The sequence below is a fragment of the Type-A symbiont of Plautia stali genome (assembly GCF_059731155.1).
Genome location: NZ_AP035891.1, coordinates 2,707,866 through 2,734,845, shown reverse-complemented (window position 1 = coordinate 2,734,845; position 26,980 = coordinate 2,707,866). Strand labels below are relative to the sequence as shown.

The 26,980-nt window shown below is 58.0% G+C and carries 17 protein-coding genes and 8 pseudogenes; 7 read left to right on the top strand and 18 right to left on the bottom strand.

The genetic code is table 11. The annotated features are described in order from the left end of the window. Positions 1-9 precede the first annotated feature (9 nt). Positions 10-921, bottom strand: a complete 912-nt coding sequence (locus tag AC6I8M_RS14545) for a ketopantoate reductase family protein (RefSeq protein WP_010618885.1) — start codon at positions 919-921, stop codon at positions 10-12. Between the two features lie 211 nt (positions 922-1,132). Between AC6I8M_RS14545 and fusA the strand changes: the two are divergent. Continuing rightward, a pseudogene (gene fusA / locus AC6I8M_RS14540) lies at positions 1,133-3,238 on the top strand (elongation factor G). Positions 3,239-3,277: 39 nt separating this feature from the next. Here fusA and AC6I8M_RS14535 read toward each other — a convergent pair. Next, entirely contained in the window at positions 3,278-4,066 is a 789-nt protein-coding gene (locus tag AC6I8M_RS14535; protein WP_498013477.1) for a substrate-binding domain-containing protein, read from the bottom strand. After that, entirely contained in the window at positions 3,963-4,973 is a 1,011-nt protein-coding gene (locus AC6I8M_RS14530; RefSeq protein ID WP_051588498.1) for a fatty acid desaturase, read from the bottom strand. The genes AC6I8M_RS14535 and AC6I8M_RS14530 overlap by 104 nt, the downstream gene beginning before the upstream one ends. Between AC6I8M_RS14530 and AC6I8M_RS14525 the strand changes: the two are divergent. Continuing rightward, positions 4,965-5,831: pseudogene (locus AC6I8M_RS14525) on the top strand (LLM class flavin-dependent oxidoreductase); the annotation flags it as partial. The gene AC6I8M_RS14530 and the pseudogene AC6I8M_RS14525 overlap by 9 nt on opposite strands. Before the next feature lie 65 nt (positions 5,832-5,896). On the opposite strand, the gene AC6I8M_RS14520 reads toward AC6I8M_RS14525, so the two are convergent. From AC6I8M_RS14520 to AC6I8M_RS14510, 3 genes and pseudogenes are all read right to left on the bottom strand, one after another. Continuing rightward, positions 5,897-6,724, bottom strand: a complete 828-nt coding sequence (locus AC6I8M_RS14520) for a glycosyltransferase family 8 protein (protein ID WP_498013476.1) — start codon at positions 6,722-6,724, stop codon at positions 5,897-5,899. Between the two features lie 22 nt (positions 6,725-6,746). Then, positions 6,747-8,130, bottom strand: a pseudogene (locus AC6I8M_RS14515) (D-arabinono-1,4-lactone oxidase). Between the two features lie 78 nt (positions 8,131-8,208). After that, positions 8,209-8,850: pseudogene (locus AC6I8M_RS14510) on the bottom strand (TetR/AcrR family transcriptional regulator). A 212-nt stretch (positions 8,851-9,062) separates the two neighbouring features. Between AC6I8M_RS14510 and AC6I8M_RS14505 the strand changes: the two are divergent. Then, positions 9,063-9,647, top strand: a pseudogene (locus AC6I8M_RS14505) (MetQ/NlpA family ABC transporter substrate-binding protein); the annotation flags it as partial. On the opposite strand, the pseudogene AC6I8M_RS14500 reads toward AC6I8M_RS14505, so the two are convergent. The 4 genes and pseudogenes from AC6I8M_RS14500 to xseB form a co-directional block, all read right to left on the bottom strand. Next, a pseudogene (locus AC6I8M_RS14500) lies at positions 9,642-9,887 on the bottom strand (aldo/keto reductase); the annotation flags it as partial. The pseudogenes AC6I8M_RS14505 and AC6I8M_RS14500 sit on opposite strands and share 6 nt — an antisense overlap. Positions 9,888-9,954: 67 nt before the next feature. After that, positions 9,955-11,820: a 1-deoxy-D-xylulose-5-phosphate synthase gene (gene dxs, locus AC6I8M_RS14495; protein WP_010618788.1), complete on the bottom strand. Its 1,866-nt coding sequence runs from the start codon at positions 11,818-11,820 to the stop codon at positions 9,955-9,957. A gap of 19 nt (positions 11,821-11,839) precedes the next feature. Next, the gene (gene ispA, locus AC6I8M_RS14490) at positions 11,840-12,739 is read right to left on the bottom strand and encodes a (2E,6E)-farnesyl diphosphate synthase (protein ID WP_010618789.1); all 900 of its coding nucleotides are present in this window, start codon (positions 12,737-12,739) and stop codon (positions 11,840-11,842) included. Beyond that, complete coding sequence (xseB, locus tag AC6I8M_RS14485; protein WP_010618790.1) at positions 12,739-12,981, bottom strand: exodeoxyribonuclease VII small subunit; 243 nt, start codon at positions 12,979-12,981, stop codon at positions 12,739-12,741. The genes ispA and xseB overlap by 1 nt, the downstream gene beginning before the upstream one ends. 234 nt (positions 12,982-13,215) lie before the next feature. Here xseB and thiI point away from each other — a divergent pair, with 234 nt between their 5' ends. Next, positions 13,216-14,664: a tRNA uracil 4-sulfurtransferase ThiI gene (thiI, locus tag AC6I8M_RS14480; RefSeq protein WP_498013475.1), complete on the top strand. Its 1,449-nt coding sequence runs from the start codon at positions 13,216-13,218 to the stop codon at positions 14,662-14,664. 141 nt (positions 14,665-14,805) lie between these two features. On the opposite strand, the gene yajL is transcribed toward thiI, so the two are convergent. Further along, positions 14,806-15,417 carry a protein deglycase YajL gene (gene yajL, locus AC6I8M_RS14475; protein ID WP_010618792.1) on the bottom strand — a complete coding sequence of 204 codons (612 nt, stop codon included), beginning with the start codon at positions 15,415-15,417 and terminating at the stop codon, positions 14,806-14,808. Continuing rightward, positions 15,371-16,291 carry a 2-dehydropantoate 2-reductase gene (panE, locus tag AC6I8M_RS14470; protein WP_010618793.1) on the bottom strand — a complete coding sequence of 307 codons (921 nt, stop codon included), beginning with the start codon at positions 16,289-16,291 and terminating at the stop codon, positions 15,371-15,373. Before panE ends, yajL begins: the two co-directional genes overlap by 47 nt. 127 nt (positions 16,292-16,418) lie before the next feature. On the opposite strand from panE, the gene AC6I8M_RS14465 reads away from it, so the two are divergent. Beyond that, positions 16,419-16,910: a YajQ family cyclic di-GMP-binding protein gene (locus AC6I8M_RS14465; protein ID WP_010618794.1), complete on the top strand. Its 492-nt coding sequence runs from the start codon at positions 16,419-16,421 to the stop codon at positions 16,908-16,910. On the opposite strand, the gene AC6I8M_RS14460 is transcribed toward AC6I8M_RS14465, so the two are convergent. Next, entirely contained in the window at positions 16,907-18,673 is a 1,767-nt protein-coding gene (locus AC6I8M_RS14460) for a sigma-54-dependent Fis family transcriptional regulator (RefSeq protein WP_498013474.1), read from the bottom strand. The two genes, AC6I8M_RS14465 and AC6I8M_RS14460, sit on opposite strands and share 4 nt — an antisense overlap. A 262-nt stretch (positions 18,674-18,935) precedes the next feature. Between AC6I8M_RS14460 and exaC the strand changes: the two are divergent. Further along, positions 18,936-20,456 (top strand): annotated as a pseudogene (gene exaC / locus AC6I8M_RS14455) (acetaldehyde dehydrogenase ExaC). A gap of 54 nt (positions 20,457-20,510) precedes the next feature. Next, positions 20,511-21,528: pseudogene (gene adhP, locus AC6I8M_RS14450) on the top strand (alcohol dehydrogenase AdhP). A 56-nt stretch (positions 21,529-21,584) separates the two neighbouring features. Here adhP and AC6I8M_RS14445 read toward each other — a convergent pair. The 5 genes from AC6I8M_RS14445 to cyoB form a co-directional block, all read right to left on the bottom strand. Continuing rightward, the gene (locus tag AC6I8M_RS14445) at positions 21,585-22,949 is read right to left on the bottom strand and encodes an MFS transporter (protein ID WP_010616827.1); all 1,365 of its coding nucleotides are present in this window, start codon (positions 22,947-22,949) and stop codon (positions 21,585-21,587) included. Between the two features lie 203 nt (positions 22,950-23,152). Beyond that, positions 23,153-24,040 carry a heme o synthase gene (gene cyoE, locus AC6I8M_RS14440; protein ID WP_010616828.1) on the bottom strand — a complete coding sequence of 296 codons (888 nt, stop codon included), beginning with the start codon at positions 24,038-24,040 and terminating at the stop codon, positions 23,153-23,155. Positions 24,041-24,053: 13 nt separating this feature from the next. Then, complete coding sequence (locus AC6I8M_RS14435; RefSeq protein ID WP_022549333.1) at positions 24,054-24,383, bottom strand: cytochrome o ubiquinol oxidase subunit IV; 330 nt, start codon at positions 24,381-24,383, stop codon at positions 24,054-24,056. After that, the gene (locus tag AC6I8M_RS14430) at positions 24,383-24,997 is read right to left on the bottom strand and encodes a cytochrome o ubiquinol oxidase subunit III (RefSeq protein ID WP_010616830.1); all 615 of its coding nucleotides are present in this window, start codon (positions 24,995-24,997) and stop codon (positions 24,383-24,385) included. The genes AC6I8M_RS14435 and AC6I8M_RS14430 overlap by 1 nt, the downstream gene beginning before the upstream one ends. Beyond that, positions 24,997-26,979, bottom strand: coding sequence for a cytochrome o ubiquinol oxidase subunit I (gene cyoB, locus AC6I8M_RS14425; RefSeq protein ID WP_010616831.1), 1,983 nt, complete (start codon positions 26,977-26,979; stop codon positions 24,997-24,999). Before cyoB ends, AC6I8M_RS14430 begins: the two co-directional genes overlap by 1 nt. Position 26,980: the final 1 nt, after the last annotated feature.

Sequence of the window (26,980 nt, the reverse complement as noted above, 5' to 3'; positions counted from 1 at the left end):
CCGGACTTATCAACGCGTCTGCAAATACACCTGCAAATTCACATACACCGCGTTCAGCAGTGGGGTCGCCACCGCATGGCGCGCGCCGCGCACCAGCAAATCGCCGATGATCTGATCGGCTTCGATATCATAGCCCTGGGTTAAATCGCGGTACATGGATGAGGTCATCGCCGCATCAGGATTATTCAGCGTCTCATAAATCTTCGCCGTCACGGCCGGACGCTGTTGGTAGCCATCGGCGGTGATCACCGCCAGCACCTCGGCGAAAATACCCTGTAACAGCGCTTCACCACCGGCTGAACGCAGGATGTGCTGCGTATTGCCGCGCGCCAGACAGCACACGGCACCCAGCGTGCTCAGCAGCAGCCACTTCTCCCACAGCTCACTGATAATGTTATCGGCGAACACACTATCAAACTGCGCATCACGCAGCGCGGCATCCACGCGCGCCAGACGGGCATCGTTGTTGCCGTCCAGCGCGCCGTAGTAAAGCATGTGCAGCGGCGACAGCTGCATCACTTCGCCGTGCTCGCCCAGCGTGGCGTGAATCTTACACAGCCCGCCAATCACCTTGTCACCGAAACGTGCGCGCAGCGTATCAATGTGACGCATGCCATTGAGGATCGGCATGATCAGCGTCTGCGCGCCGACCGCCGGGGCGATGTCCTCAATCGCCTGTTCCAGCGCAAAGCTTTTCACCGTCAGGATAATCAGATCGTAATCACCGGTCAGCGTCGAGGCCAGCGCCAGCTGCGGCTGCAGCACCGTGCTGCCTTCCGGCGTTTGCAGCACCAGACCAGTCTGTTGCAGCTGCTGCTGGCGGCGCTCGCGCACCAGAAAGGTCACATCACGGCCGGCCTGCGCCAGGCGCGCGCCAAAGTACCCGCCGGTGGCACCGGCTCCCACAATCAGAATACGCATGGACTGTTTTCCCGTTAAGCATGAAAGCCTTACCTTAAAGCGCTGCGCGTCACTGCGCCACACTGCAAATGCGGAAAACCGTGACAATCTCAGCGATGAGCAAAAAAAGCTCAAACTGTTCGTATTCATTCGTACAATGGGTTTATGCTGGGGCACAGCGGCGGGCAATGGTGCCTGCCGGTTTTTTTCGTCAACAGACTAAGGACGCATCATGCCCCGACCCCTCCCCATCGAACGTTATCGCAACATCGGCATCTCCGCGCACATCGATGCCGGTAAAACCACCACCACTGAGCGCATCCTGTTTTACACCGGAATGAGCCACAAGCTGGGTGAAGTGCACGATGGCGCGGCAACCACCGACTGGATGGCGCAGGAGCAGGAGCGCGGCATTACCATCACCTCGGCGGCGGTCAGCTGCTACTGGCCGGGCATGGACGGCAGCTTCACGCCGCACCGTATCAACATCATTGATACCCCCCGGACACGTTGACTTCACCATTGAAGTGGAGCGCTCAATGCGCGTGCTGGATGGTGCCGTGATGGTGTACGACGCGGTCGATGGCGTTCAGCCGCAGTCAGAAACCGTCTGGCGGCAGGCGAATAAATACCACGTGCCGCGCATTGCGTTCGTCAACAAGATGGACCGCTAGGGCGCGGACTTTTTCCGCGTGGTGCAGATGATGAAAGATCGCCTGCAGGCGCATCCGGTGCCGATTGTCATTCCCCCCATCGGCGCTGAAGAGCAGTTCAGCGGGGTCATCGATCTCAACAAAATGCGTGCCATTTACTGGGACGACGCCAGCCAGGGCATGAGCTTTAGCTATGCACCGATTCCGGACGCGCTGCAGGCACAGGCGGCGGAGTGGCGGGAAAACATGGTGGCGGCAGCGGCAGAAGCCAGCGAAACGCTGATGGATCGCTATCTGGAGCAGGGCGATCTCAGTGAAGACGAGGTAATTGCCGGGCTGCGGCAGCGCACGCTGGCGGGCGAAATCCAGCCGATGCTGTGCGGCAGCGCCTTTAAAAACAAAGGGGTGCAGCGCATGCTTGATGCGGTCATCGAACTGATGCCTTCGCCGCTCAACGTGCCGCCGGTCGCCGGTATCAACGAGCGCGGCGAACACGACGAACGCCATGCTGACGATGATGAACCTTTCTCGGCGCTGGCGTTCAAGCTGATGAGCGATCCTTACGTCGGTCAGCTGACCTTTGTGCGCGTCTATTCTGGCGTGCTGCGTAAGGGTGACAGCGTGTGGAACGCGGTGAAAGGGCGTAAAGAGCGTATTGGCACGTATCGTGCAGATGCAGGCTAACGATCGCATCGAAATTGATGAGATCCGCGCCGGCGATATTGCCGCCTGCGTCGGGCTGAAAGAGGTCACCACCGGCGAAACGCTGTGCGATCCCAATGCGGTAATCGCGCTGGAGCGCATGGAGTTTCCCGATCCGGTGATTTCGCTGTCGATTGAGCCAAAGACCAAAGGCGATCAGGAAAAAATGGGGCTGGCGCTGCAGCGGCTGGCGGCAGAGGATCCGTCGTTCCGGCTGCACACCGATGAGGAGTCCGGTCAGACCATCATTTCCGGCATGGGCGAACTGCATCTGGAGATCATCGTCAGACCGTCTGAAACGCGAGTTCGGCGTTGAGGCCAATATTGGCCGGCCACAGGTAACCTAACGCGAAACCATCCGCAAAACGGTGCGCGAGGTGGAAGGGAAATTTGTGCGTCAGTCGGGCGGTAAGGGCCAGTATGGTCATGTGGTGCTGACGCTGGAGCCGCAGGCGGCCGGAACCGGTTTCGCCTTTGAAGACGCGACCAAAGGCGGCGTGGTGCCGCGCGAATTCATTCCTTCGGTGGAGAAGGGCATTCGCGAAGCGCTCAACAGCGGCGTGTTGGCCGGTTATCCGGTGGTCGACATCAAAGCCACGCTGACGTTTGGCTCTTATCAAGACGTTGACTCGTCGGAGATGGCGTTCCGCATGGCGGCGATCTTTGGCTTCAAAGCGGCAGCAAAGCAGGCCGATCCGGTCATACTTGAGCCGGTGATGCAGGTGGAAGTGGAGACGCCGGAAGAGTACGCCGGCGGCGTGATGGGCGATTTGTCATCCCGGCGCGGCACGCTGCAGGGCATGGACGAGCGTTTCGGCGCGCGCATTATCCGTGCTGAAGTGCCGCTGGCCGAGATGTTTGGCTACGCCACCACGCTACGCTCGATGTCTCAGGGTCGCGCCACTTACAGCATGGAGTTTGCCCACTACGCCGAAGCACCGCGTAACGTCGCGGAGGCGATTATCGCGGCTCGCGCGCAGTAAGCCCGCTGGTGGCAGGGATGCCGCCGGTTAGTGCTTTATTTACAGCGCCGTCACGCTCAGCGCGGCGGCGTCATCTTCCCAGCGTTTAACCTCGTCAAACCAGTCGCGCTGCGGTACGGAAAAGCCCGCCAGCAGATTGGCCTTCATCACATCCTTGTAATCCTCCACATTGGCCAGCTCAAACAGCGTGCTGCGCAGCTTTTCCAGCAGCAGACTGTCGGTTTTCGCCGAGGTTATCAGCGACAGCGCGGCACACAGCGGGGTTTCACCGATGATGGCTACCCCCCTGCAGCTCCTGCGGCCGGTATTTGCGCAGCAGCGCCCAAGTAATGCAATCAATGGCGGCGAGGTCGGCCTGTCCGGCGCGCAGCGCGGCCAGCGACTGGCGGTGGCTGCCGCTGAACCGGGTAGTGGCGAAGAATTTGCCGTCCTGGACCAGCGGCGCAACCACGTAGCGCAGCGAATTGTATACGGGGAGTGTGAGTCATTGCTGTTGCACACTGCGCGACGGCCGCGGAAATCGGCTAGGCTCAGGTTCTCATCTTCCTGCCGCGCCACCAGCCAGCTGCGATAGCGCAGGTCATGGTAGCCAGGCGCATTGAACTGAAACGTGCCCACCAGTTGCACGTCAGGCAACAGCGCGACCAGCGGATAACCGCAGGTCTGACTCAGCAGCAGATTGTCATCACGCCAGTGTGGCAGCAGGTCGTCGTGCCACTGCACCTCAGCCTGCACGCCGCGCTTCGCCAGCAGCCGCGTCAGCACTGAGGTCATGGCCAGCGTGCTCGGGTGGTCGATGTCGTACATCGGTAAAGAGATGATGTGCATTCTGTGCGTCCTTGTGGTGTCCCGGGTGGGCGTTAACGTTGATCGGCTGACGCCAGAAGCGCTTCATCCATTCGCCGTAACCGGCAACGCGAAAACCCTGATTACGCTGATAGTAGCCGTCGCGGTAGAGCAAATAGACTTTGCGCAGACCATACCAGGGTAAACCGGGCAGATCGTGATGTACAGAATGATAGTTGAGATTCAGTAACAGCAGACGCCACGGCCAGGCGGCTTCGTTATTCACCGAGCGCGCCAGCGGCGCCTCATCGGCACGATGTTCATAAAATGAGCGCACTTTGGTCAGCATCAGCGCCGGATAGCTCACCGCCAGCACCAGCCACAGCGGGGAAAAGCCGCGCAGGCTGAGCCAGTAAAACAGTCCGGCCAGTAGTAGCAGGTGCACCAGCCACATCATCATCGCCGGCACGTCGCGCTGCACCACGCTTTGCGTCAGCGCGCGTAGCGTGGCGAGGATATCCAGCAGCGGTCCCAGCAGCAGACGTCCCGGAAAGGTGTTGCGCAGATGGATAACGCGCTGCTGCCAGGGTTTGAGCCGTGCCCAGTGCGCCGGCGACAGATAATAGGTTTCCGGATCATCATGTGGATCGGTCAGGGTGTGGTTGCGGTGATGCGCCAGGTGCGAATCCCGGTACAGACCATACGGATACCACACCGCCAGCGGCAGCGTGCCAAACAGCTGATTAAGGCGCGGCAGGCGCGTCGGATGGCCATGAATCAGCTCATGCTGCAGCGATAAATACCAGGTGGTGAACAGGATCACCAGCAGCGTGGCGAGGGGCAGGCCCAGCGTCTGCCAGTACAGTACGCTGGCGAACCAGCCGCTATAAACGGTAATGATTAACAGCCAGGTCGGCAATTCGCTGCGCCATAGCCAACTGCGCGCCAGCTGAGTTCACCGTTTCCGCTGCTAGCGGCGGTCGGTGCCAAAACCAGCCGCATCGAGATTGGTACCTGTGTGATCGACATGCGTTACGAAAATCCGCTGTATATGGCGGAAGATGCCGGGGCAGCGGACCTGATCGCCAACGGCCGTTTGCAGCTGGGCCTGAGTTGTGGCTCGCCGGAGCAGGTGATTGAAGGCTACCGCTACTTTGGCTTTAATCCGCGCGAAGGGGAAACCGATGCGGATATGGGACGTCGTCACACCGAAGAGCTGCTGGAAGTGCTGCGCGGCGAAGGGTTTGCCAAACCCAATCCGCAGCCGATGTTTCCGAATCCACCGGGACTGCTGCGCCTGGAGCCCTATTCCGAAGGCCTGCGCGAGCGTATCTGGTGGGGCTCCGGCTCGAACGCCACATCAATCTGGGCGGCCCAGCTGGGAATGAATTTGCAGAGCTCGACGCTGAAGGATGACGAGACCGGCGAACCGTTCCATGTGCAGCAGGCGAAGCAGATTCGCGCCTATAAAGAAGCTTGGCAGGCGGCAGGGCATCAGCGTGCGCCGCGCGTGTCGGTCAGCCGCAGTATTTTTGCCCTGATGAACGACACCGACCGCGCTTACTTCGGTCGCGGCGGACAGGAGCAGGATTCCGTCGGGTTCCTCGATGAGAAAACCCGCGCCATCTTTGGTCGTAGCTATGCCGCAGAGCCGGAGCAGCTAATCAAACAGCTGGCGCAGGATGAAGCGATTGCGAAAGCCGATACCTTGTTACTGACCATCCCTAATCAGCTTGGCGTGGATTATTGTGCGCACGTGATCGACAGCATTCTGACCCACGTCGCGCCAGAGCTCGGCTGGCGTTAAGCGACAGTGCGCATAAATGCGCACCCTACGAAACGCGGCAAAGGCTTTTGCCCCGTTAACAGCCATTAATCCGCGCCCAGCTCCCACCACAGCTTATCCAGCGCGTAATAACGGTCGCGCTGCGCCTCTGGCTGGTTCAGGTCACGCTTCCACGGTTTGGCGAGAATGTAGTGCAGATTCTTCACCTCATCGTCTTGCCATAAGCCGGCATGCTGGAACTGCAGGGTTTTCAGCGCGTTGTAAATGTACGGCAGCGGCAGCCAGCGTCCGGCAAACACTTCATTGAGCAAATCCTGTTCGGAGAACGGATAGCGGCGCAGGTCGTCAATCTCAGCCACTTTCTGCTGCAGCCAGTCGAATACCGCCTGATCCGGCTGCAGCACCAAAAAGCCGCCGTTGAGATAGTTATCAAGATCGGCGGGAGGCGTCTCACCGCGCGCCTGCCAAGTGTAGTGACAATGCTCCGGCTGCCAGCTGTCAGGATAGCTGGCGATTTGATTCGGGTTGCAGCGGCAGGCGTGACAGGCCGCCAGCGCATGCTTGCCGAGATCGAGCGTAAACAGCTCATCCATGTTGCGCAGCACAAGCATATCGGCATCAAGAAACACTACGCGCTCGCAGCCGGTCAGCGCCCAGGCGCGCAGCTTGCTCCACACTTCACCAAACTGTGCCGAGGCATAATGCTGCTCCAGCGCGGCGTCCGGCATCAGCGGCTGGACCGGATGGATCACACAGCCCAGCGCCTGTAATGCTTCGCGTATCGTCAGGTCGATGGCATCGGTGACCATCACAATCAGCGGCCAGCGCGTTTCGCTGCGTTTTAGTGAGCGGTGCAGCGCTTTCACCCCGACATAATATTCCGGCTGCGTTAACAGCGTTAGCCAGGCGTACATAGATTCTCCCCATCAAACTCAATCAATCAAACAAAGCCGTGACATAGTCATTGCTAAAGCGGTGCGTCGGATCCAGCTGTTCACGCACCGCACGAAACGCATCCCACTGCGGATAGATGGCGCGCCACTGATAGCGCTGCGGATCGTAATATTTCCCCCCAGTGCGGACGTCCGCCTTCTGCAGCCAGCAGTTTTTCCACTTCGGTGAGGAAATGCAGTCCGTCCTGCGACAGTGAGCCGTCATCCGCGTAATACACCACGAAGCCAAAAAAGCAGGTCGGCTGCTGATGCGCCGGGCTCATCCACGCCTGTGAAGCGCCGGTGCAGCACAGGATTATGGGATAATGCATGTGCGGACGATTCTGTGCGTACCAAGCTTTGATCTTGCTGATAATTTCCGGCGTTTTGGCCAGCGGCACGCCAATTTCAACGTTGATCTGCGGTACGGCGATGCCACGACAAAACAGCTGGTAGATATCGCCGCTGATGTCGGTGAAATCACGGAAGCGGGTGACGGTACGGAACTGTTTGCCGCCTTTGCCGTGAATCTGCGTGTCGCGATGCATGTGTTCCAGCGTCTGATCAATGGTGTCGTTCAGGCTGCTGTCAGCCTGATCGCCATGCTCAATCACTTCGCGCTGACGGTCGTGCCACGGCTGGCTATCCTCGGCACTGGCGACATCGGCGTTCCAGACATGCATCAGGTTGTCATCGACAAACCACCAGGCTTTGCTGAGTTCGTGCTGCTCATTCCACATCAGCAAATGTTGTTCCAGTGAATCGGCAGACGCCGCGAATTTATGGCAGGTAAACAGGCGAAATGGCTGAGTGCGCAATGTAATGGCGGTGACGATGCCGAGCGCGCCAAGCGAAACCATCGCCGCCGGGAAATCGGCGTCGCCGCGCTGAAACTCGCGCACGCTGCCATCGGCCAGCACCATGCGGATATGCAGCGCTTCGTCCGCCAGCGAACTTTGTGCCAGGCCCTGACCGTGGGTGCCGGTTGCCAGCGCGCCTGCCAGCGTCTGCACCGCAATTACGCCGGGGGAGGAGGCGAGCATGCGATCCCTCTCTGTCAGGCTGTCATACACCTGCTGCAGCGGGGTGCCCGCGGCAAACGTTACGCTCTCTTCATCCTGAGCGAGGATGCCGCACAGCGCACTGAGATCCAGCAGTACGTCCTGCGGCTGTACGCACAGCATGCGACCGGGCGACAGGCGGCTGCCGAGCACGCGCACTTTGCCGTGCGAGTCGCGCAACAGCTGTTGCAGCTTGGCTTCACTGCGCGGCTGATGCAACTGCTGGCGCTGGCCAACTACCGAATTCTGCGCCCAGTTCCAGAGCGCAGGCGTGTCATCGGTATTTTGCGTGTTGCGTAACGGATAGAGGAGAGCATCTTTCTTCACTACAGCGTTCCTTAATCTGAGGTCTGTCACGGTCCCGTTTATTTGATCAAGCGTAGACCATCACAGCGAACCCGCAGATTACGGGGCTTTGCGGATATAGCGTAGCGTGGCCGTCACCGCCAGCTGACGGTTGCGGCGAATACTGTCCTCTTCACTGTCGTGGGGGGTAAACAGCGTGTGGAAGGTGTAGCGGTTGGAGACGTGATGCACACAAATACTGCTGAGCAGGCGGTGTACGTCCACGGTATCCAGGCCGTCGATAAAGATGCCCTGACGCTGGCCACGAGACAGGATGTCATCCAGCAAATCGAGGGTACTTTTGTTCATCGCTTTGATGCGCTCAGACTGCATGATGTAACGCCCGCGCAGCAGGTTTTCTGTACACACCAGGCGCATAAAATCGGGATGCGTGACGTGATAGTCAAAACTGGCTTCCACCAGTTTGATCATCGCCTCTTCCGGCTCCAGCGTAGTAAGATTCAGGCCGGTTTCATGCTAGCGGATCGCCTGATACACCTGCTCCAGCACCTCAATATACAGCTTCTCTTTGTTGATGAAGTGATACACCACGATGCGCTTGGTGGTCTGTGCCAGTTCAGCAATCTGCTCCATTCGCGCGCCCTGCATACCGTATTCGGCGAAGGTTTGCAGCGCACCCGCGAGGATGCGTTTTTTCAACCCTTCCGGGTCATTTTTACGTTTGGGTGTGGTATCCGACATAGCGCTCAATAACGGTCAATCAAACAGGCATGGTAGCACAGCCGCCCGGGGCCTTTTGGCGCGATGAGCGGCGGCATGGATTTATTCATTTCAGGAATAGCATTCCCGGATAAATCATAATGCTGGAATAAGCAACTGCGTATACTGTGCGTATCTGTCGATCACGGCAGCTTATTTTGACTCGCGTAATAATAACACTCAGGAAATAATTTATGCACACACGCTTTGCATCAGCCAAAAATAAATTGTTGTTAACCGTCGGTGCGTTACTGGTTGCCGGCAGCGTGGTCGCGCCGTTTTCTGTGGCGCAGGCGGCGGATAAAACCGCGGTGAAGGTCGGCATCATGAGCGGCGAGGACGAAGACGTCTGGCGTGAAGTGATAAAGCAGGCCGCCGCGAAAGGGCTGACGGTGAAAACCGTGATTTTCAATGATTATAACCAGCCCAACGAAGCGTTACAGAATGGTGAAGTAGATGCCAATGCCTTCCAGCATCAGCCGTTCCTGAATAATCAAATCAAGGTCAACCATTACGATATCGTGCGCGTCGGCGATACCGCCGTCTGGCCGATCGGTCTCTATTCGAAGAAAGTGAAAAGCGCCGCCGGTCTGAAAGAGGGAGCGGTAATCGGCGTGCCTAACGATCCGTCGAACGAGGCGCGCGGTCTGGTGCTGCTGCAGCAACAGGGGCTGATCAAACTCAAACCGGGCGTCGGCATTGCCGCGACCACGGCCGACATCACTGACAATCCCCATCACCTGAAAATCAAAGAGCTGGATTCCGGCATCATTGGTCGCCACTACCACCTGATCGCGCTGCGCGTAATCTTTGAGCGCGCGGCCGAGGATCTCCTCACTGCTGCCGTCGGAGTAGCTGTTAGCGGTGTCGAAAAAGTTGATGCCCGCGTCCAGCGCCTGCTTAATCAGCGGTCGGCTGCTCTCTTCCGGGTTACCGCGCAGCGGATCGCCATAGGTCATACAGCCTAAACAGAGACGTGAAACCTGCAGATCGGTCTGGCCTAAACGAACGGTTTTCATGAAGGGCTCCTGCTCTTATGCGTGGGGTTTTACCCTCAAGCATAGCAGCAGGAGCGGGGAAGGGCGGTTACTGCGCCAGCCAGGCGGCGATTTGCTGCTGGATGCCTGCGGCGTCCAGCTGATAATCCTGACGCACTTCTTCCTGCGTCCCCTGTGGAATGAACTCATCCGGTAGGCCAAGGTTAAGCACCGGCACGCGCAAGCGTTTCGCCATCACGTATTCGTTGACGCCGCTGCCGGCACCGCCTTTGATCGCGCCTTCTTCCAGCGTAATCAGCGCGTCGTGGCTGGCCGCCATCTCGCTAATCAGGGTTTCATCCAGCGGCTTAACAAAGCGCATGTCGACCAGCGTGGCGTTGAGCGCGTCGGCGGCGGCCTGCGCTTCCGGCAGCAGAGTACCAAAGTTGAGGATTGTCAGCTGCTCGCCGCGACGCCTGATGACCCCTTTGCCAAGCGGCAGGCTGGCCAGCGGTTCCAGCGTGGCGCCGGTGCCGGTGCCGCGCGGGTAGCGCACCGCGCTCGGGCCATCCTGATAGTGGTAGCCGGTGTAAAGCATCTGACGACACTCGTTTTCATCGCTTGGCGTCATGATCACCATGCCCGGCACACAGCGCAGATAGGCGATATCAAACGCACCCTGGTGCGTCTGGCCGTCGGCACCCACGATACCGCCGCGATCGATAGCAAACAGTACCGGCAATTCCTGAATTGCCACGTCATGAATCACCTGATCGTAGGCGCGCTGCAGGAAGGTGGAGTAAATCGCCACCACCGGCTTGTAACCGCCGATTGCCATGCCCGCGGCGAACGTCACCGCATGCTGCTCGGCGATCGCCACGTCAAAATACTGCTGCGGATAATCACGCGAGTAGCTCACCATGCCGGAGCCTTCGCGCATGGCCGGCGTCACGGCCATCAGCCGCGCATCGTCGGCGGCCATCTCGCTCAGCCAGTTACCAAAAATTTTCGAGTAGCTCGGCAGGCCCGGCGCGCTTTTCGGCAGCGAGCCGCTGGCCGGATCGAATTTTGGCACCGCGTGCCAAGTAATCGGATCTTCTTCCGCCGGCGCGTAGCCTTTGCCCTTTTTGGTCATGATGTGCAGGAACTGCGGCCCTTTCAGATCGCGCATATTCTTCAGCGTGCTGACCAGCGTCAGCACATCGTGACCGTCGACCGGACCGATATAGTTAAAGCCCAGCTCCTCAAACAGCGTGCCCGGCACCACCATGCCTTTCAGGTGCTCTTCGGTGCGCTTCACCAGCTCTTTGATCGGTGGCAGCCCGCCCAGCACGCGCTTGCCGCCTTCGCGCAGGCGTGAATAGGTTTTCCCCGAGAGAATCTGCGCCAGGCGATTGTTCAGCGCGCCCACGTTCTCAGAGATCGACATTTCGTTGTCATTGAGGATCACCAGCATGTCCGGCTTGATATCACCGGCGTGGTTCATCGCTTCAAACGCCATGCCCGCGGTAATCGCGCCGTCGCCAATAATGCAGGCGGTGCGGCGACCTTTTCCTTCGCGTTCGGCGGCCACGGCTATGCCAAGACCAGCGCTGATGGACGTCGACGAGTGGCCCACGCTCAGCACGTCATATTCGCTTTCGCCGCGCCACGGGAATGGGTGCAGGCCATTTTTCTGGCGGATAGTGCCGATGCGGTCGCGGCGGCCGGTCAGAATCTTGTGCGGATAGGCCTGATGACCGACGTCCCACACCAGATGATCAAACGGGGTGTTGTACACATAATGCAACGCGACGGTCAGCTCGACGACGCCCAGACCCGAAGCAAAGTGACCGGACGAGCGGCTCACGCTGTCCAGCAGATACTGACGCAGCTCGTCGCACAGGTCCGGAAGTTTTTCTTTAGGCAGTAAACGTAATTCCTGAACCGTGCCTGCTAACGCCAGTGTCGGGTATTTTGCAATATCAAAACTCATCAGAGACTCATTATATAAGTTATTTATCGCGTTCAATTATAAAGCTGGCCAGCGCCTGCAGAGCGGACGTGTCGTACGACTGTGCCGCCAGCACCTCCAGCGCGCCCAGTGCTTCGCGATAGAGATCCTGCGCTTTGGCCCGCGCGTTATCCAGTCCCAGCAGCGCCGGGTAAGTGCTTTTCCCCAGCGCCTGATCGGCTCCCTGGGTTTTGCCCAGAACGGCGGTATCGCCGACCACATCGAGGATGTCATCCTGCACCTGAAACGCCAGTCCGATGGCGTTGGCGTAGATATCCAGCTGCGGCAGCGCATCGCGGCCCGCTGCGCCCGCAGTGAGGGCGCCGAGACGCACGGCGGCGCGGATCAGCGCGCCGGTTTTATGGCGATGGATCTGCTCCAGCTGGTTCAGGTCCACGGATTTGCCTTCGGCGGCTAAATCCAGCGCCTGGCCACAGCACATGCCGGCCACGCCGCTGGCCTGCGCCAGTTCGGAAATCATGGCAATTCGATCCTGCGGGCTTACGCCGGGCATCGGCTGGTCCGCAAGAATGGTAAACGCTAGGGTTTGCAGGGCATCGCCGGCCAGAATCGCCGTGTCTTCGCCATATTTGATATGGCAGGTTGGCTGCCCGCGACGTAACGCATCGTCGTCCATCGCCGGCAGGTCATCATGAATCAATGAGTAAGCGTGAATGCACTCCACCGCTGCGGCAGGGGCATCCAGGCTGGCCGCCTCGGCGCGCAGCATCTCGCCAGTGGCATACACCAGAAACGGGCGCAGGCGCTTACCGCCTAATAGTGCCCCATATTGCATGGCGTTCACCAGAGGAGAACTCTGAAAAGGAAGTGGATCTATTAAGCGCGTCAACGCTTGGTTCACACGCTCATGGTAGGCGCGCTGCAGTTGCACGAAATCCATTACTCATTTTCCGGCGTGAAAGGGGCGAGCGGGGCGTCTTTGTCGTCGTTCAGCAGAATCTGCACGCGCTGTTCCGCCGCCTGCAGGGTTTGCTGGCCGCTGCGTGCCAGCTGTACGCCGCGCTCGAATTCATTCAGAGCCTCTTCCAGCGGCAGTTCGCCACTCTCCAGACGGCTGACAATCTGTTCCAGCTGCTGTAGTGCGTTTTCAAAACTCACGGGCGCTTCGGCTTTTTTCGGCATAATGAGTGTCGACTCACAGGTTGGGACATTATGTTGCAATCGGTCATGGTAGCCGACGGGCATTGATTAGCAAAATAATCAATGCGGCGAAGGTTGCTTACAGCAGTCATCCGACAAAGGTGATATACTTGCGCGCCTCGGATGCGGTGGCTGATGCTAACCCGCAATTATATGATTTTACCAGCTAAGTGTTGATGATTTTAGCACTTATTTGCCCAACGAAGCTGTGTCGCCATGAAGTTTATCATCAAGCTCTTCCCTGAAATCACCATCAAAAGTCAGTCGGTGCGCCTGCGCTTTATCAAAATTCTGACCGGTAACATCCGTAACACCCTGCGCACCCTCGACGAAGAGATCGCCGTTGTGCGCCACTGGGATCACATCGAAGTGCGCGCGAAGAAGGAAGCGCTGCGTGCCACCGTCACGGAAGAGCTGACGCGCATTCCCGGTATCCACCATGTGCTGGCGGTCGAAGACCGCGCCTATACCGACATGCACGATATCTTCGAGCAGACGCTGGCGCTCAACCGCGAGCGGCTGGAAGGCAAAAGCTTCTGCGTGCGCGTGAAGCGTCGCGGCAAGCACAGCTTTAGCTCGCAGGATGTGGAGCGCTACGTCGGCGGCGGTCTCAATCAGCACATTGAAAGCGCACGCGTGCAGCTGAATCACCCGGATGTGACGGTGAATCTGGAGATTGAAGACGATCGCCTGCTGTTGATTACCGGCCGCTATGAAGGCTTGGGCGGCTTCCCGATCGGCACCCAGGAAGATGTGCTGTCGCTGATTTCCGGCGGCTTTGACTCCGGCGTCTCCAGCTATATGCTGATGCGCCGCGGCTGTCGTGTTCACTACTGCTTCTTTAACCTCGGCGGCGCGGCGCATGAAATCGGCGTGCGTCAGGTGGCGCACTATCTGTGGCAGCGTTTTGGCCGTTCACATCGCGTGCGTTTTGTCGCCATCAATTTTGAGCCGGTGGTGGGCGAGATTCTGGAAAAAGTTGATGACGGCCAGATGGGCGTGGTGCTGAAGCGCATGATGGTGCGTGCGGCGTCGATGGTGGCTGAGCGATACGGCGTGCAGGCGCTGCTGACCGGTGAGGCGCTGGGCCAGGTCTCCAGCCAGACGCTGACTAACCTGCGTTTGATTGATAACGCGTCCGACACGCTGATTCTGCGCCCGCTGATCTCGCACGATAAAGAGCACATCATCAATATTGCGCGTCAGATCGGCACCGAAGACTTTGCCCGCACCATGCCGGAGTACTGCGGCGTGATTTCGAAAAGCCCCACAGTGAAGGCAGTGAAAGCGAAGATCGAAGCCGAAGAGCAGAACTTCGATTTCGACATTCTGCAGCGCGTGGTGCAGGAAGCCAGCAACGTCGATATCCGTGAAATCGCGGAGCAGACGGAAGAAGAAGTGGTGGAAGTGGAAACCGTGGCGTCATTCAGCGGCAACGATGTGGTGCTGGATATCCGTTCGATTGATGAACAGGACGACAAGCCGCTGGCGCTGACCGGCGTGGAAGTGAAATCGCTGCCGTTCTATAAGCTGAGCACCCAGTTCGGCGATCTCGATCAGAGCAGAACCTGGTTGCTGTACTGCGATCGCGGCGTGATGAGCCGGTTGCAGGCGTTGTATCTGCATGAGCAGGGCTTTAAGAACGTGAAGGTGTACCGTCCGTAACCGCGGCGGGTGTTAAGCCTGGCGCGCATAATTTCGGGTGCACGGGCAAAACCAGGTGCGCATGAATGCGCACCCTACAACCACCGCGACGAATAAAAATGTGCGCTGATCCCGTAGGGTCGCCATTGATGGCGACCTTTTTTACGCGCGCTCTTCAAATTCCTGATAATTATAAATCCCTGCCGCCAGCACCAGCTGTGACGCGACTTCACGCGCTTGCTCTTTATCCACCAGCAGATCAATCAACTTCAGGGCAAAATCGATCGCCGTGCCCGGCCCCTGGCTGGTCAGCAGATTAACGCGCGGATCCCACACCACGCGGCGCTCCATCCATTTCTCCTCCGGAATGGTGTGCTTCAGGCCGGGAAAACCGGTCATGTTCCCCACCGGAAACAGATCATGCGGCACCAGCACCGTGCCCGGCGCGGCACAGATCGCCGCGATAATTTTACCTGCCAGATGACACTGGCGTACCGTCTCCACCAGCAGCGGGCTGTCGCGGAAGGTTTCGGCACCTTTGATGCCGCCCGGCAGGACGATGGCGGCAAAATCGTTATCCGCCACTTCAACCAGCGGTGCGTCAGCCAGCAGGCGTACGCCGCGTGAGCAGACAATCTCGCGCGTGCCGTCGCTCTCCACGCTGGCGGTGGTGACCTTCAGGCCGGCGCGGACCAGCAAGTCAATGGTGGTGACCGCTTCGGTCTCTTCACTGCCATGGGCCAGGCAAACCAGCACTGATGCGTTCGCGCTCATATTGGGACTCCTTGCGTTTAATCAGGTCGTACAGGCGGGTATTTTCCGGCAGCGCAATCCCCTGCGCGCGGGCGCGGCGCAGCAGGTAGCCGGTAATGTAATCAATTTCAGTCTGACGCTGCGCACGCACATCCTGCAGCATTGAGGAGACGTTGGCGGCGGTGCTGTCGATGACGTCGTAAATAATGTCGCGCAGGTTATCCAGCGCAATGTGCTGGCCCTCGCGCTCCATCACCCAAGCCAGCTCTTCGCACAGCCGGTTAATCTGCTCCGGCCAAGCGCGCAGCGCGCCGTTCTGGCAGTCGTGCTCAACCGTCAGCGTGTTGATCACACAGTTAACTGCCAGCTTGCGCCAGCTGGCGGATGCGATGTTATCGTGCCACGCCACGTCCGGCAGCGCCTGATGCAGAATATCGGCGATATCGCTCAGCGCCGCGCTTTCGCGGCTGGCAGGCCCGATGTGGGTTATGCCCTGCGCGACATGTTTGAGCACCGTGCCGTCGCGCATTGCCGCGTGCGTGGTGATGCCGCGCAGCAGCGGCTGCTGCACTTCTTTGAGCTCTTCGATCGTACCCATCCCGTTGTGCAGGAGCAGGATCGGCGCGTGGCGCGGCAGCACGCTTTGCAGGTTTTTCACCGCAGGTGAAACCTGTGGCGCTTTCAAGGTCACCAGTAGCAGCTGGCTTTCTGCCAGAAACAGCGGATCGTTAGCGATGAAGGTGTGATTGCTGACGTGGCCCTGCGGATCGACCACGTTGACCGAACAGTACGGCTGCGGTACGCGCAGCCAGCCCTGAACGTCATGTCCCTGACGTGCAAGGGCCGCGAGCCAGATTTGCCCCAAGGCGCCGCAACCCAACACGGTAATTTTCATTATGCCTCCCGCTGGCGGGTGGGGGAATGGGTGTCACACCCTTAATTATAGCTTTCCGCGTCGCGTGTTTTATTAGCGCGACAAGACGCGTATTATGCATGTCACTTTAGTATCAGGAGAAGAAAAGATGCCATCTTTCGATATCGTTTCCGAAGTCGAACTGCCGGAAGTGCGTAATGCGGTGGAGAATGCCAACTGTGAGATCTCAACCCGTTTCGATTTCCGCAACGTGAGCGCCAGCTTTGAGCTCAACGAAAAGAATGAGACCATCAAAGTCACCAGCGAATCGGATTTTCAGGTGAAGCAGCTGGTGGATATTCTGCGTGAAAAGCTGCTGAAGCGCGGCATTGAAGGCGCAGCGATTGAAGTACCGGAAGAGATTGTGCACAGCGGTAAAAGCTGGAGCGTTGAAGCGAAGCTGAAAAAAGGCATCGAAAGCGATATCGCGAAGAAGATCGTTAAGCTGATCAAAGACAGCAAACTGAAAGTGCAGACGCAGATTCAGGGTGAAGAACTGCACGTCACCCGTAAATCCCGCGACGATCTGCAGGGTGCGATGGCGCTGGTGCGCGGTGGCAACCTGGGTCAGCCGTTCCAGTTTAAAAACTTCCGCGATTAATCCCCCCTGTCGCGTGCTGCACGACGATACAGCGTGCTGCGCGCGACCCCCAGCGCCTGCGCCGCTTTACTGATATTGCCGTCATAGCGCTGCAGCGTTTCACTGATCCGCTGTTCATCGTGGCGTTCGCGCAGCGGCGGTGCCAGTGGGCGGCGATACTCTGCCGGCAAGTTACTTTCCGTCAGCGTTTCGCCCTCATCGGCGAGCGCCAGCAGCACGCGCAGCAGACTGTGTAGCTGGCGCACATTGCCCGGCCATGGCTGCTGTGCCAGCGCCGTCAGCAGCGCCGGAGACAGCTGTACGCCACGCTGCGCGGCCCCCAGCTCCTGCCATAAATCGTGGATAAACCCGGCGACGTTCGGCCAAGCGCGCAGTGGCGGAAGGGGCAGCGCGAACTCCTGCAGACGATAGAGCAAATCTTCACGAAATTCGCCGGCGGCCACACGCTGGGCCAGATCGCGATGCGTGGCGCAAATCACGGCAAAATTCACCGGCCAGCTGCGACTGGAGCCGAGGGGCGCCATCTCTTTTTCCTGCAGCACGCGCAGCAAACGGGTCTGCAGCGTCAGTGGCATATCACCGATTTCATCCAGAAACAGCACGCCACCATCCGCTTCGCGAATTTTGCCGATGTAGCCATTTTTACTGGCGCCGGTAAATGCGCCGGGCTGGTAGCCAAACAGTTCGGATTCAATCAGCGCTTCGGGGATGGCGGCACAGTTGATGGCGACAAACTTGCCAGTGCGCCAGAGGCTTTGCTGGTGCAGCGCGCGACTGACATACTCCTTGCCGCTGCCGGTTTCACCATAAATGCACAGCGAAACGCCAGCATCCAGCAACCGCACCATTTTTGCGCCGTCCCCTCCCAGCACGCGGTGCAGGTCATGCGAGCGACTGTCCGGCACGCTGACGTGGCTGCGCTGCGGCGCGCGCAGGCGGAACCAGTAGCGCTGCGCGCCAATGTCGACCGCGGCGGGAACGCTGTTGGCCTGCTGCTGCAGTTGCGGAAACAGGTGCTGAAACGTCAGGCTGGCAAAGCGGTCAGCGCTAAGAGCCAGTTCGCGCATCGCCAGCCGGTTGGCTGCGGTCAGCACATTGTCAGAGAACACCAGCAGCAGTTCATCACTGGTGTCGATGCCCTGCGGCTGCGGATGCAGACTGAGCAGCCACTGCTGTGGATGCAGGCTCTGCTTCACCCACAGATACTCGATCTGCTTTGCCGCTGCTTTCTCCCGGTTCAGGGTATGCGGATGCGGAAAGTGTGCCGGACCTGAGATATCCAGCACGCCGGCTATCTGTCCGTTGGGCATCTGCAACGGCATCGCGGCGCAGTACAGACCCTGATTGCGCGTCAGGAAATGCTGCTGGCCATCAATTTTACAGCCGTCATCAATCGCCAGCGCGGTGCCAATCGCATTGGTGCCGCGTCCGCATTCACTCCATAGATTACCGGGTGCCAGGGCAAAGCGCTGGGCTTTCTCCAGCGCCTGCATATCGCCAAAGGTGTTCAGCACCAGCCCGCTGGCATCGGACAGGATCACCACCGATTGCGTCTCAGCCATCTGCTGCGCCAGCTGGCGGATTACCGGTTGCGCAAACTGCTGCAGGCCGGCGTTGCTGGCCAGCACATCGGCCAGCTCGCCCTGACGCACGCGCGGGAAATCGTCGGCGCTGCGCTCTAATCCATACAGCTGGCTGCGGAACCAAGAGTCGCTTAACAGCGGGTTAGCGTGCACGGCAGACGCGGCTGAATTTCCCTGCATGAGTGACCTCAGAACGGCTTGTAAGTGTTGCAACATTGTAGCGTTCGGGTTTCTGCACTGTTGCGATACGCAACACAGATACAGCGTTTGTCCCGGAGGACTGGCAGGGTTGCTGGCGGGGCATGATTTTATTTAATTGATAAATAATGAATTTATTGCTTTTCCGCCTGATGAGAAAAAACTGGCACGCGTGCTGCAATAACCGACGCAGGCAGTTGCGCTGCCTGTTCAGACCCTCTGACCTGATAATAAGGAGTTTGCGATGCGTTATGCACATCCCGGCACGCCCGGCGCGCTGGTCTCTTTCCAGGCGACCTACGCCAACTATATCGCCGGCAACTTCACCGAGCCGCTGAGCGGCCAGTACTTTATGAACACCTCGCCGGTAGACGGCAGCGATATTGCCCGGTTCCCGCGCTCCGATGCGCGCGACATTGATCTGGCGCTGGATGCCGCGCATCAGGCCGCCGATGCGTGGGGCAAAACCAGCGTACAGCAGCGCGCCAACCTGCTGTTGCAGGTGGCCGATCGTATGGAAGTCAATCTCGAAAGGCTGGCGGTAGCGGAGAACTGGGATAACGGTAAACCGATTCGCGAGACGCTCAACGCCGATCTGCCGCTGGCGGTCGACCATTTTCGCTACTTTGCCGGCTGCCTGCGTGCGCAGGAGGGCAGCACCGCCGAGATCGACGAAACCACGGTGGCCTATCACTTCCACGAGCCGCTGGGCGTGGTCGGACAGATCATCCCGTAGAATTTCCCGCTGCTCATGGCGGCGTGGAAGCTGGCACCGGCGCTGGCCGCCGGTAACTGCGTGGTGCTGAAACCGGCTGAGCAGACGCCGCTTGGTATTACGCTGCTGATGGAGCTGATTGGCGATCTGTTCCCACCGGGCGTGCTGAATGTGGTGCAGGGCTTTGGCCGCGAAGCCGGCGAAGCGCTGGCCACCAGCAAGCGCATCGCTAAAATTGCCTTCACCGGATCCACGCCGGTCGGGCGGCATATCATGGCCTGTGCGGCGGAGAACATCATTCCCAGCACCGTCGAGCTGGGCGGCAAATCACCCAACATTTACTTCGCGGATGTGATGTCGGGCGAAGAGGAGTTCATAGCGAAAGCGGTCGAGGGGCTGGTACTGGGCTTCTTTAATCAGGGTGAAGTCTGTACCTGTCCATCGCGCGCGTTGATTCATGAATCGATCTACCAGTCCTTTATGGAGCGGGTGCTGGCGAAGGTTGCCACCATTCGCCGTGGCGATCCGCTCGATACCGACACCATGATCGGTGCTCAGGCATCACGCCAGCAATTCGACAAAATCCTGTCCTATATCAACATCGCCCGCGAGGAAGGGGGTCAGATTCTGACAGGGGGCGAGCGTGCGCATATCGCCGCGGAGCTGGATAACGGATTCTACATCCAGCCCACCCTGATCAAGGGCAGCAACCAAATGCGCTGTTTCCAAGAGGAGATTTTTGGGCCAGTGATTGGCGTCACCACGTTCAACGATGAGGCAGAGGCGCTCGCTATCGCCAATGAAACCCAGTTTGGTCTGGGCGCGGGCGTGTGGACGCGCGATACCAATCTGGCGTATCGCATGGGCCGCGGCATTAAAGCCGGTCGCGTCTGGACCAACTGCTATCACATCTATCCCGCCCATGCGGCATTCGGTGGCTATAAGCAATCGGGCGTCGGGCGTGAAACCCACAAAATGGCGCTCAGCGCCTATCAGCAAACCAAAAATCTGCTGGTCAGCTATGGCACAGCGCCACTGGGGCTGTTCTGAGTCCGCATCCGTTCAAATGGAGAGTGAAAGATGAATATGCAAATCAAAACCACCATGAAAGCCGCGATTGTGAAGGCGTTTGGTGAACCGCTGGTGATTGAGCAGGTGCCGGTGCCGTCCGTTGGGCAAGGGCAGATTCTGGTGAAAATCGCCGCCACCGGCGTGTGCCACACCGACCTGCACGCCGCCGAAGGCGACTGGCCGATTAAGCCCAATCCGCCGTTTATTCCCGGCCATGAAGGCGTCGGGCAGGTGGTGGCCATTGGCGAAGGTGTGAAGCATCTCAAACTGGGCGATCGCGTCGGTGTACCGTGGCTCTACTCGGCGTGTGGCCACTGCGAGCACTGCCTCGACAGCTGGGAAACGCTGTGTCTGTCGCAGCAGAATGCCGGCTATTCGGTCAACGGCAGCTTTGCCGAGTACTGCCTAGCGGATGCCAACTACGTCGGCATCATTCCGGATAACGTTGAGTTCAATGAAGTGGCACCGATTCTGTGTGCCGGCGTAACCGTCTATAAAGGCCTGAAGATGACCGATATCAAACCGGGTGACTGGGTGGTGGTTTCCGGCATCGGCGGCTTGGGGCACATGGCTATTCATGTATGCGGTGGCGATGGGGCTTAACGTGGCGGCGGTCGACATCGACGACGATAAGCTGGCGTTTGCCAAACGGCTCGGTGCCAGCGTGGTTGCCAATGCGAAGCAGGTCGATCCGGCGAAGGTGTTTCAGGAGAGCTTTGGCGGTGCGCACGGCGTGCTGGTGACGGCGGTATCGCCAAAAGCGTTTGAACAGGCGATCGGCACGCTGCGTCGCGGCGGCACCATGGTGCTTAACGGCCTGCCGCCGGGGAAATTCGATCTCTCGATCTTCGACATGGTGCTGGATGGCATCACAGTGCGCGGCTCGATTGTCGGCACGCGTAAAGATCTGCAGGAAGCGCTGGATTTTGCCGGTCGCCATAAGGTGAAAGCGAATGTCGCGGTTGAGCCGCTGACTAACATCAACGATATCTTTGCGCGCATGCACGCCGGCAAAATTGAAGGGCGTATTGTGGTGGATATGTCGCTGTAACGTCGCTGAGCGGACCGCGTGGAGCCAGAGCATCGCGGTCCGCTGTTGCTAAGTCATTAACTGCTGGCGAGCAGCGCCTCCAGCTCCACGCGGCTCGTCACTTTGCTGTCAATTTTAATGTAGGCACTTTTCTCTTCCGGCACAATAAACACCGACGCCACGCCGGGCTGCGCGCGCAGCCGCTTCTCCAGATTCGGTACTGCCAGCACCGCATCGCTCAGCACCAGGCGCAGGCTGCTGACGTACAGCGGCTCCTGCATCGACATGGCAACAAACAGCCATGCCGCAGCCACTATCGAGCCGACCAGAAACACCGTTTGCGCATCGAAGTGGCCGAAAATCCAGCCGCCCAGGCTGCCGCCAATCGCGACGCCAATAAACTGGCTGGTGGAATAAATCCCCATGGCCGTGCCTTTGTAGCCCGCCGGCGACTCTTTGCTGATCAGCGAGGGCAGAATCGCTTCCATCAGGTTAAAGGCGAGGAAAAACAGCTGCACGCCAATCACCAGCGTCCAGAAGTGGCCTGCGGCGCCCCACAGCACAATTTCCGCGATGATGATCAGCGCCACGCAGCCGACAAACACCCGCTTCATGCGGCGCTTTACCTCGGCATAGATAATAAACGGCACCACGGCGACAAACGCCACCAGTATGGTCACCAGATACACTTTCCAATGTTCAGCCGCCGGGAAGCCCGCCTGTTCAAACTGGCCCGGTAGCGCGACAAAACTCGACATCAGCAAAATATGCAGACAGAGAATGCCGATATTCAGCTTCAGCAATTTGGGATTGGCCAGCACCGCGCGAATGCTGTCTTTGACCATGCCGGATTCGCGGTTCAATACGTGGCCCGGCGCATTGGGCACTACCAGTAGGGTGATCACGATACCCAAGCTGGCGAGCAGGGCAATCATCCAGAACAGCGCGTGCAGACCCAGCGCGTGCGTGACAATCGGGCCGACCACCATGGCAATCGCAAAGGTGACGCCGAAGCTGATGCCGATAAACGCCATCGCTTTGGTGCGGTTCTGTTCACGGGTCAGGTCTGACAGCAGCGCCATCACTGCCGCGGCAATTGCACCGGAGCCCTGCAGCGCGCGGCCAAGGATAATGCCCCAGATGGAGATGCTCGTGGCGGCAATAAGGCTACCGAGCACAAACAGCAGCAGGCCACCGACAATCAGCGGCTTGCGGCCAATACGGTCGGACAGCAGACCAAAGGGGATCTGAAACACCGCCTGCGCCAGACCATAAATACCAATTGCCAGACCGATCAACGTTTCGCTGGCGCCCTGTAAAGCCATACCGTAAGTGGTCAGTACCGGCAGGACCATAAACATTCCCAGCATGCGCAGGGAAAAAACTGTGCCTAAACCCCATGTTGCCCGAAGCTCAACTGGTGTCATTCTATTATCGTTCATTCCAACCTCTGTAAGTTTATGCCCCTGGGACTTCAGGTTGCAGCGGCACAGGTTGCGCGCCCTTATCTGCGACCCGACTCACCGGGACATGCAGCGCTTATTTTAGGAAGCAGGGCAGGGCGGGTAAAACAATTGTTTTTAAGCAGTGGTAACAAAAAGAAAGGGCGCGAAATTCTCGCCCTTGTCCGGAGTAACGGTCTGACTTACCAGACGTTAGTCAGCAGGTCCTTAGAGGCCGGAGCCATAAAGTCCACCGACATCATCACGCTCAGCGCAGTGATGGCGACAATGGAGAACACAAACAGTTTACGCGCCCAAACCTTGTCGTTTGAGGTTTTGTAACCTGACAGTGCCATACCCAGCCACCACACGCTGACGGCGGCAGCTACCACCAGATATTTGTCGCCAGCATAACCGCCCAGCGACAGCATCAGAGTGGCAATCATGAACGCCAGGATGTACAGCGTAATATGATTTTTAGCCACTGAGATGCCTTTCACCACCGGCAGAACCGGAATATTGGCGGCCTGATAATCTTTGAAGCGGAAGATGGCAATCGCGTAGGAGTGCGGCATCTGCCACAGGCTAAAGATAGCCAGTAAGATTAACGCGCCAGCATCAAACTGGTTGGTCACCGCGCAGTAGCCAATTACTGGCGGCGCGGCGCCAGAGAGGCTGCCAATCAGCGTGCCATAGACCGAATGACGCTTCATGTAGAGGCTGTAAATGCCGACATAGACGACGAAGCCCATCACCGCTAGCCACATGGCCGGCGGGTTAGCGCCAAAATACAGCAACGCAAAGCCAGCAATACCCAATGCGGTTGCATAAACCAAGCTTACTTTCGCCGAGATCAGGCCTTTGACCAGAACACGGTTCCGCGTTCTTTCCATTTTGATGTCGATGTCGCGGTCAATCACATTGTTGAATACACAACCGGATGCGACCACCAGCGAAACGCCCACCAAAGCGACGAGAAACAGAGGGTAATCAATGCTGCCTTTTGAAGCCAGCAGGAATCCACCGATCACAGAAATTAAATTGCCGAAAATAATTCCTGGTTTTGTTACTTGCAGGTATTGCTTAATCATTACGCGTGACTCTTTAGTGGGCCATCATGTTGTAGTTGAGGTTCCACATAATCCACAGTGAGCCAATCACCACAATCAGGATAATGACTGCGGAGAAGACAATGGCCACCATGTTCCAGCCACCCTCGGATTTGCTGTCCAGATGCAGGAAGTAGACTAGGTGCACCAACACCTGAACCACTGCACACACCAGAACCACACCCAGAATGGTGCCGTGAGAAGCACTGCCATCCATCACCATCCAGAACGGGATCGCCGTCAGGATGATCGAGAGGATGAAGCCGATCATGTAAGACTTCACGCTACCGTGAGATGCACCATGTTCGTTTACAGAATGACTCATTACATGGCCCCCATCAGATAGACAACGGTGAATACGCAGATCCACACCACATCCAGGAAGTGCCAGAACAGGCTCAGACACATGATACGGGTGCGGTTGGTGGCGCTCAGACCGCGTTTAGCGATCTGGAACATCAGCACGGCCATCCAGATCAGACCAGAGCTTACGTGCAGACCGTGCGTACCGACCAGAGTAAAGAAGCCAGACAGGAAGCCGCTGCGGTCAGGACCGAAACCTTCCTTGATCAGGTGATGGAATTCATAGATTTCCATCCCGATAAATCCGGCACCGAACAGGAAGGTCAACGCCAGCCAGCTGATGACCGAACCTTTGTTCTGGTTGTTCATCGCGATCACTGCCATACCATACGTGATGGAGCTCAGCAGCAGCAGCGCGGTTTCAACCAGCACAAACGGCAGTTCGAAGATATCTTTACCTGCCGGGCCACCGGCAGTGTTGTTAACCATGACGGCATAGGTCGCAAACAGGGTTGCGAAGATAATGCAGTCACTCATCAGGTAGATCCAGAAGCCAAAGACTTTATTGGCTCCCGCATCGTGATGCCCATGCTCCGCATGGGCGTCGTGGTGGTGTTTAACGGTTTCAGTTGACATTATTTCAGACCTGCTTTGCTGATGTCATCAAAGTGCTTCTTCTCGAGCTGCTCGATTTCAGCAACCGGTACGTAGTAATCCACGTCTTCATCGAAGCTCTTCACAATCCAGGTCACGATGGTGCCAAGGAAAGTGAGACCTGCCAGCCACCAGATGTGCCAGATCAGGGCAAAACCGAAGACTGTCAGGAAGGCAGCGATAACAATGGCCGCGCCGCTGTTTTTCGGCATATGAATTTCTTCATATTTTTCTGGCTGCTTGTACGCTTCGCCTTTCTCTTTCATTTCCCAGAACGCATCACGCTCGTGGATATGTGGGATCACAGCAAAGTTGTAGAACGGCGGAGGTGAAGAGGTTGCCCACTCCAGCGTACGGCCGCCCCACGGGTCACCGGTCAGATCGCGGTTCTGCTCACGGTCACGTACCGATACCCAGAACTGGATAAGCTGGCACAGGATACCGCAGGCGATCAGCGCCGCACCGCCTGCTGCAACCACCAGCAGAGAGTGGAACTGCGGATCGATGTCCTGACTCAGACGACGGGTCATCCCCATGAAGCCCAGCGCGTACAGCGGCATAAAGGCAACGAAGAAGCCGATGATCCAGAACCAGAAAGCACGTTTGCCCCAGGTTTCGTTCAGGGTGAAGCCGAAGGCTTTCGGGAACCAGTAGGTCACGCCAGCCATACAACCGAACACCACACCACCGATGATAACATTGTGGAAGTGTGCGATCAGGAACAGGCTGTTGTGCAGCACGAAGTCTGCGCCTGGCACCGCCAGCAGTACACCGGTCATACCCCCTACGGAGAAGGTGACTAGGAAGCCGATGGTCCACAGCATCGCCGAGTTGAACTCGATACGACCTTGATACATGGTGAACAGCCAGTTAAAGATTTTCACCCCGGTCGGAATCGCGATGATCATCGTCATGATACCGAAGAAGGCATTAACGTTCGCACCGGCACCCATGGTGAAGAAGTGGTGCAGCCAAACGATGAACGACAGAACGGTAATGGCGATGGTTGCCCACACCAGCGAGGTGTAACCAAACAGACGCTTTTTCGAGAAGGTGGCCGTGACTTCAGAGAAGACACCAAACACCGGCAGAACGAGGATGTACACTTCCGGGTGACCCCAGACCCAGATCAGGTTGACGTACATCATCATGTTACCGCCCATATCATTGGTAAAGAAATGGAAGTCGAGGTAACGATCAAGCGTCAACAGTGCCAGCGTCACGGTCAGAACCGGGAACGCAGCGATAATCAGGACGTTAGTACACAATGCTGCCCAAGTGAACACCGGCATTTTGAACAGGTCCATGCCCGGTGCACGCATCTTCAGAATGGTCACGAAGAAGTTGATACCGGTCAGCGTGGTACCAATACCGGAGAGCTGGAGACTCCAGATCCAGTAATCGACCCCGACGCCAGGACTGTATTCAGCCCCCGAGAGCGGTGGATAAGCCAGCCAGCCGGTCTGTGCGAATTCGCCCACACCCAGTGACAGGTTAACTAGGATCACACCGATAGCGGTGAACCAGAAGCTCAGGTTGTTCAGGAACGGGAAGGCAACGTCACGGGCACCGATTTGCAGCGGAACCGCGATGTTCATCAGACCCACAACGAAAGGCATCGCCACGAAGAAGATCATGATCACGCCGTGAGCGGTGAAGATCTGGTCGTAGTGGTGCGGTGGCAGTATGCCTGCTTCCCCGGCGGAAGCCATAACCTGTTGGGTACGCATCATTACCGCATCGGCAAAGCCGCGCAGCAGCATGACGAAGGCCATGATGATGTACATGATACCCAGTTTTTTGTGGTCGATGGAGGTTAACCATTCAGACCACAGATACTGCCATTTACCGAAATAGGTAATAGCAGCGATCAGCGCCAGACCACCAATGATGATACCGGCGACCGTAACCATGATAATGGGTTCATGGTAGGGCACTGCATCCAGTGTTAATTTTCCGAACATC

Bases quoted from the DNA above. Each gene is read 5' to 3' on its own strand.
- AC6I8M_RS14435 (WP_022549333.1), bottom strand. From the start codon at position 24,383: ATGAGTCATTCTGTAAACGAACATGGTGCATCTCACGGTAGCGTGAAG.
- thiI (WP_498013475.1), top strand. From the start codon at position 13,216: ATGAAGTTTATCATCAAGCTCTTCCCTGAAATCACCATCAAAAGTCAG.
- AC6I8M_RS14430 (WP_010616830.1), bottom strand. From the start codon at position 24,997: ATGTCAACTGAAACCGTTAAACACCACCACGACGCCCATGCGGAGCAT.
- AC6I8M_RS14535 (WP_498013477.1), bottom strand. From the start codon at position 4,066: ATGCACATCATCTCTTTACCGATGTACGACATCGACCACCCGAGCACG.
- AC6I8M_RS14545 (WP_010618885.1), bottom strand. From the start codon at position 921: ATGCGTATTCTGATTGTGGGAGCCGGTGCCACCGGCGGGTACTTTGGC.
- dxs (WP_010618788.1), bottom strand. From the start codon at position 11,820: ATGAGTTTTGATATTGCAAAATACCCGACACTGGCGTTAGCAGGCACG.
- cyoE (WP_010616828.1), bottom strand. From the start codon at position 24,040: ATGATTAAGCAATACCTGCAAGTAACAAAACCAGGAATTATTTTCGGC.
- ispA (WP_010618789.1), bottom strand. From the start codon at position 12,739: ATGGATTTCGTGCAACTGCAGCGCGCCTACCATGAGCGTGTGAACCAA.
- AC6I8M_RS14520 (WP_498013476.1), bottom strand. From the start codon at position 6,724: ATGTACGCCTGGCTAACGCTGTTAACGCAGCCGGAATATTATGTCGGG.
- AC6I8M_RS14445 (WP_010616827.1), bottom strand. From the start codon at position 22,949: ATGAACGATAATAGAATGACACCAGTTGAGCTTCGGGCAACATGGGGT.
- yajL (WP_010618792.1), bottom strand. From the start codon at position 15,417: ATGAGCGCGAACGCATCAGTGCTGGTTTGCCTGGCCCATGGCAGTGAA.
- AC6I8M_RS14465 (WP_010618794.1), top strand. From the start codon at position 16,419: ATGCCATCTTTCGATATCGTTTCCGAAGTCGAACTGCCGGAAGTGCGT.
- xseB (WP_010618790.1), bottom strand. From the start codon at position 12,981: ATGCCGAAAAAAGCCGAAGCGCCCGTGAGTTTTGAAAACGCACTACAG.
- AC6I8M_RS14460 (WP_498013474.1), bottom strand. From the start codon at position 18,673: ATGCAGGGAAATTCAGCCGCGTCTGCCGTGCACGCTAACCCGCTGTTA.
- panE (WP_010618793.1), bottom strand. From the start codon at position 16,291: ATGAAAATTACCGTGTTGGGTTGCGGCGCCTTGGGGCAAATCTGGCTC.
- cyoB (WP_010616831.1), bottom strand. From the start codon at position 26,979: ATGTTCGGAAAATTAACACTGGATGCAGTGCCCTACCATGAACCCATT.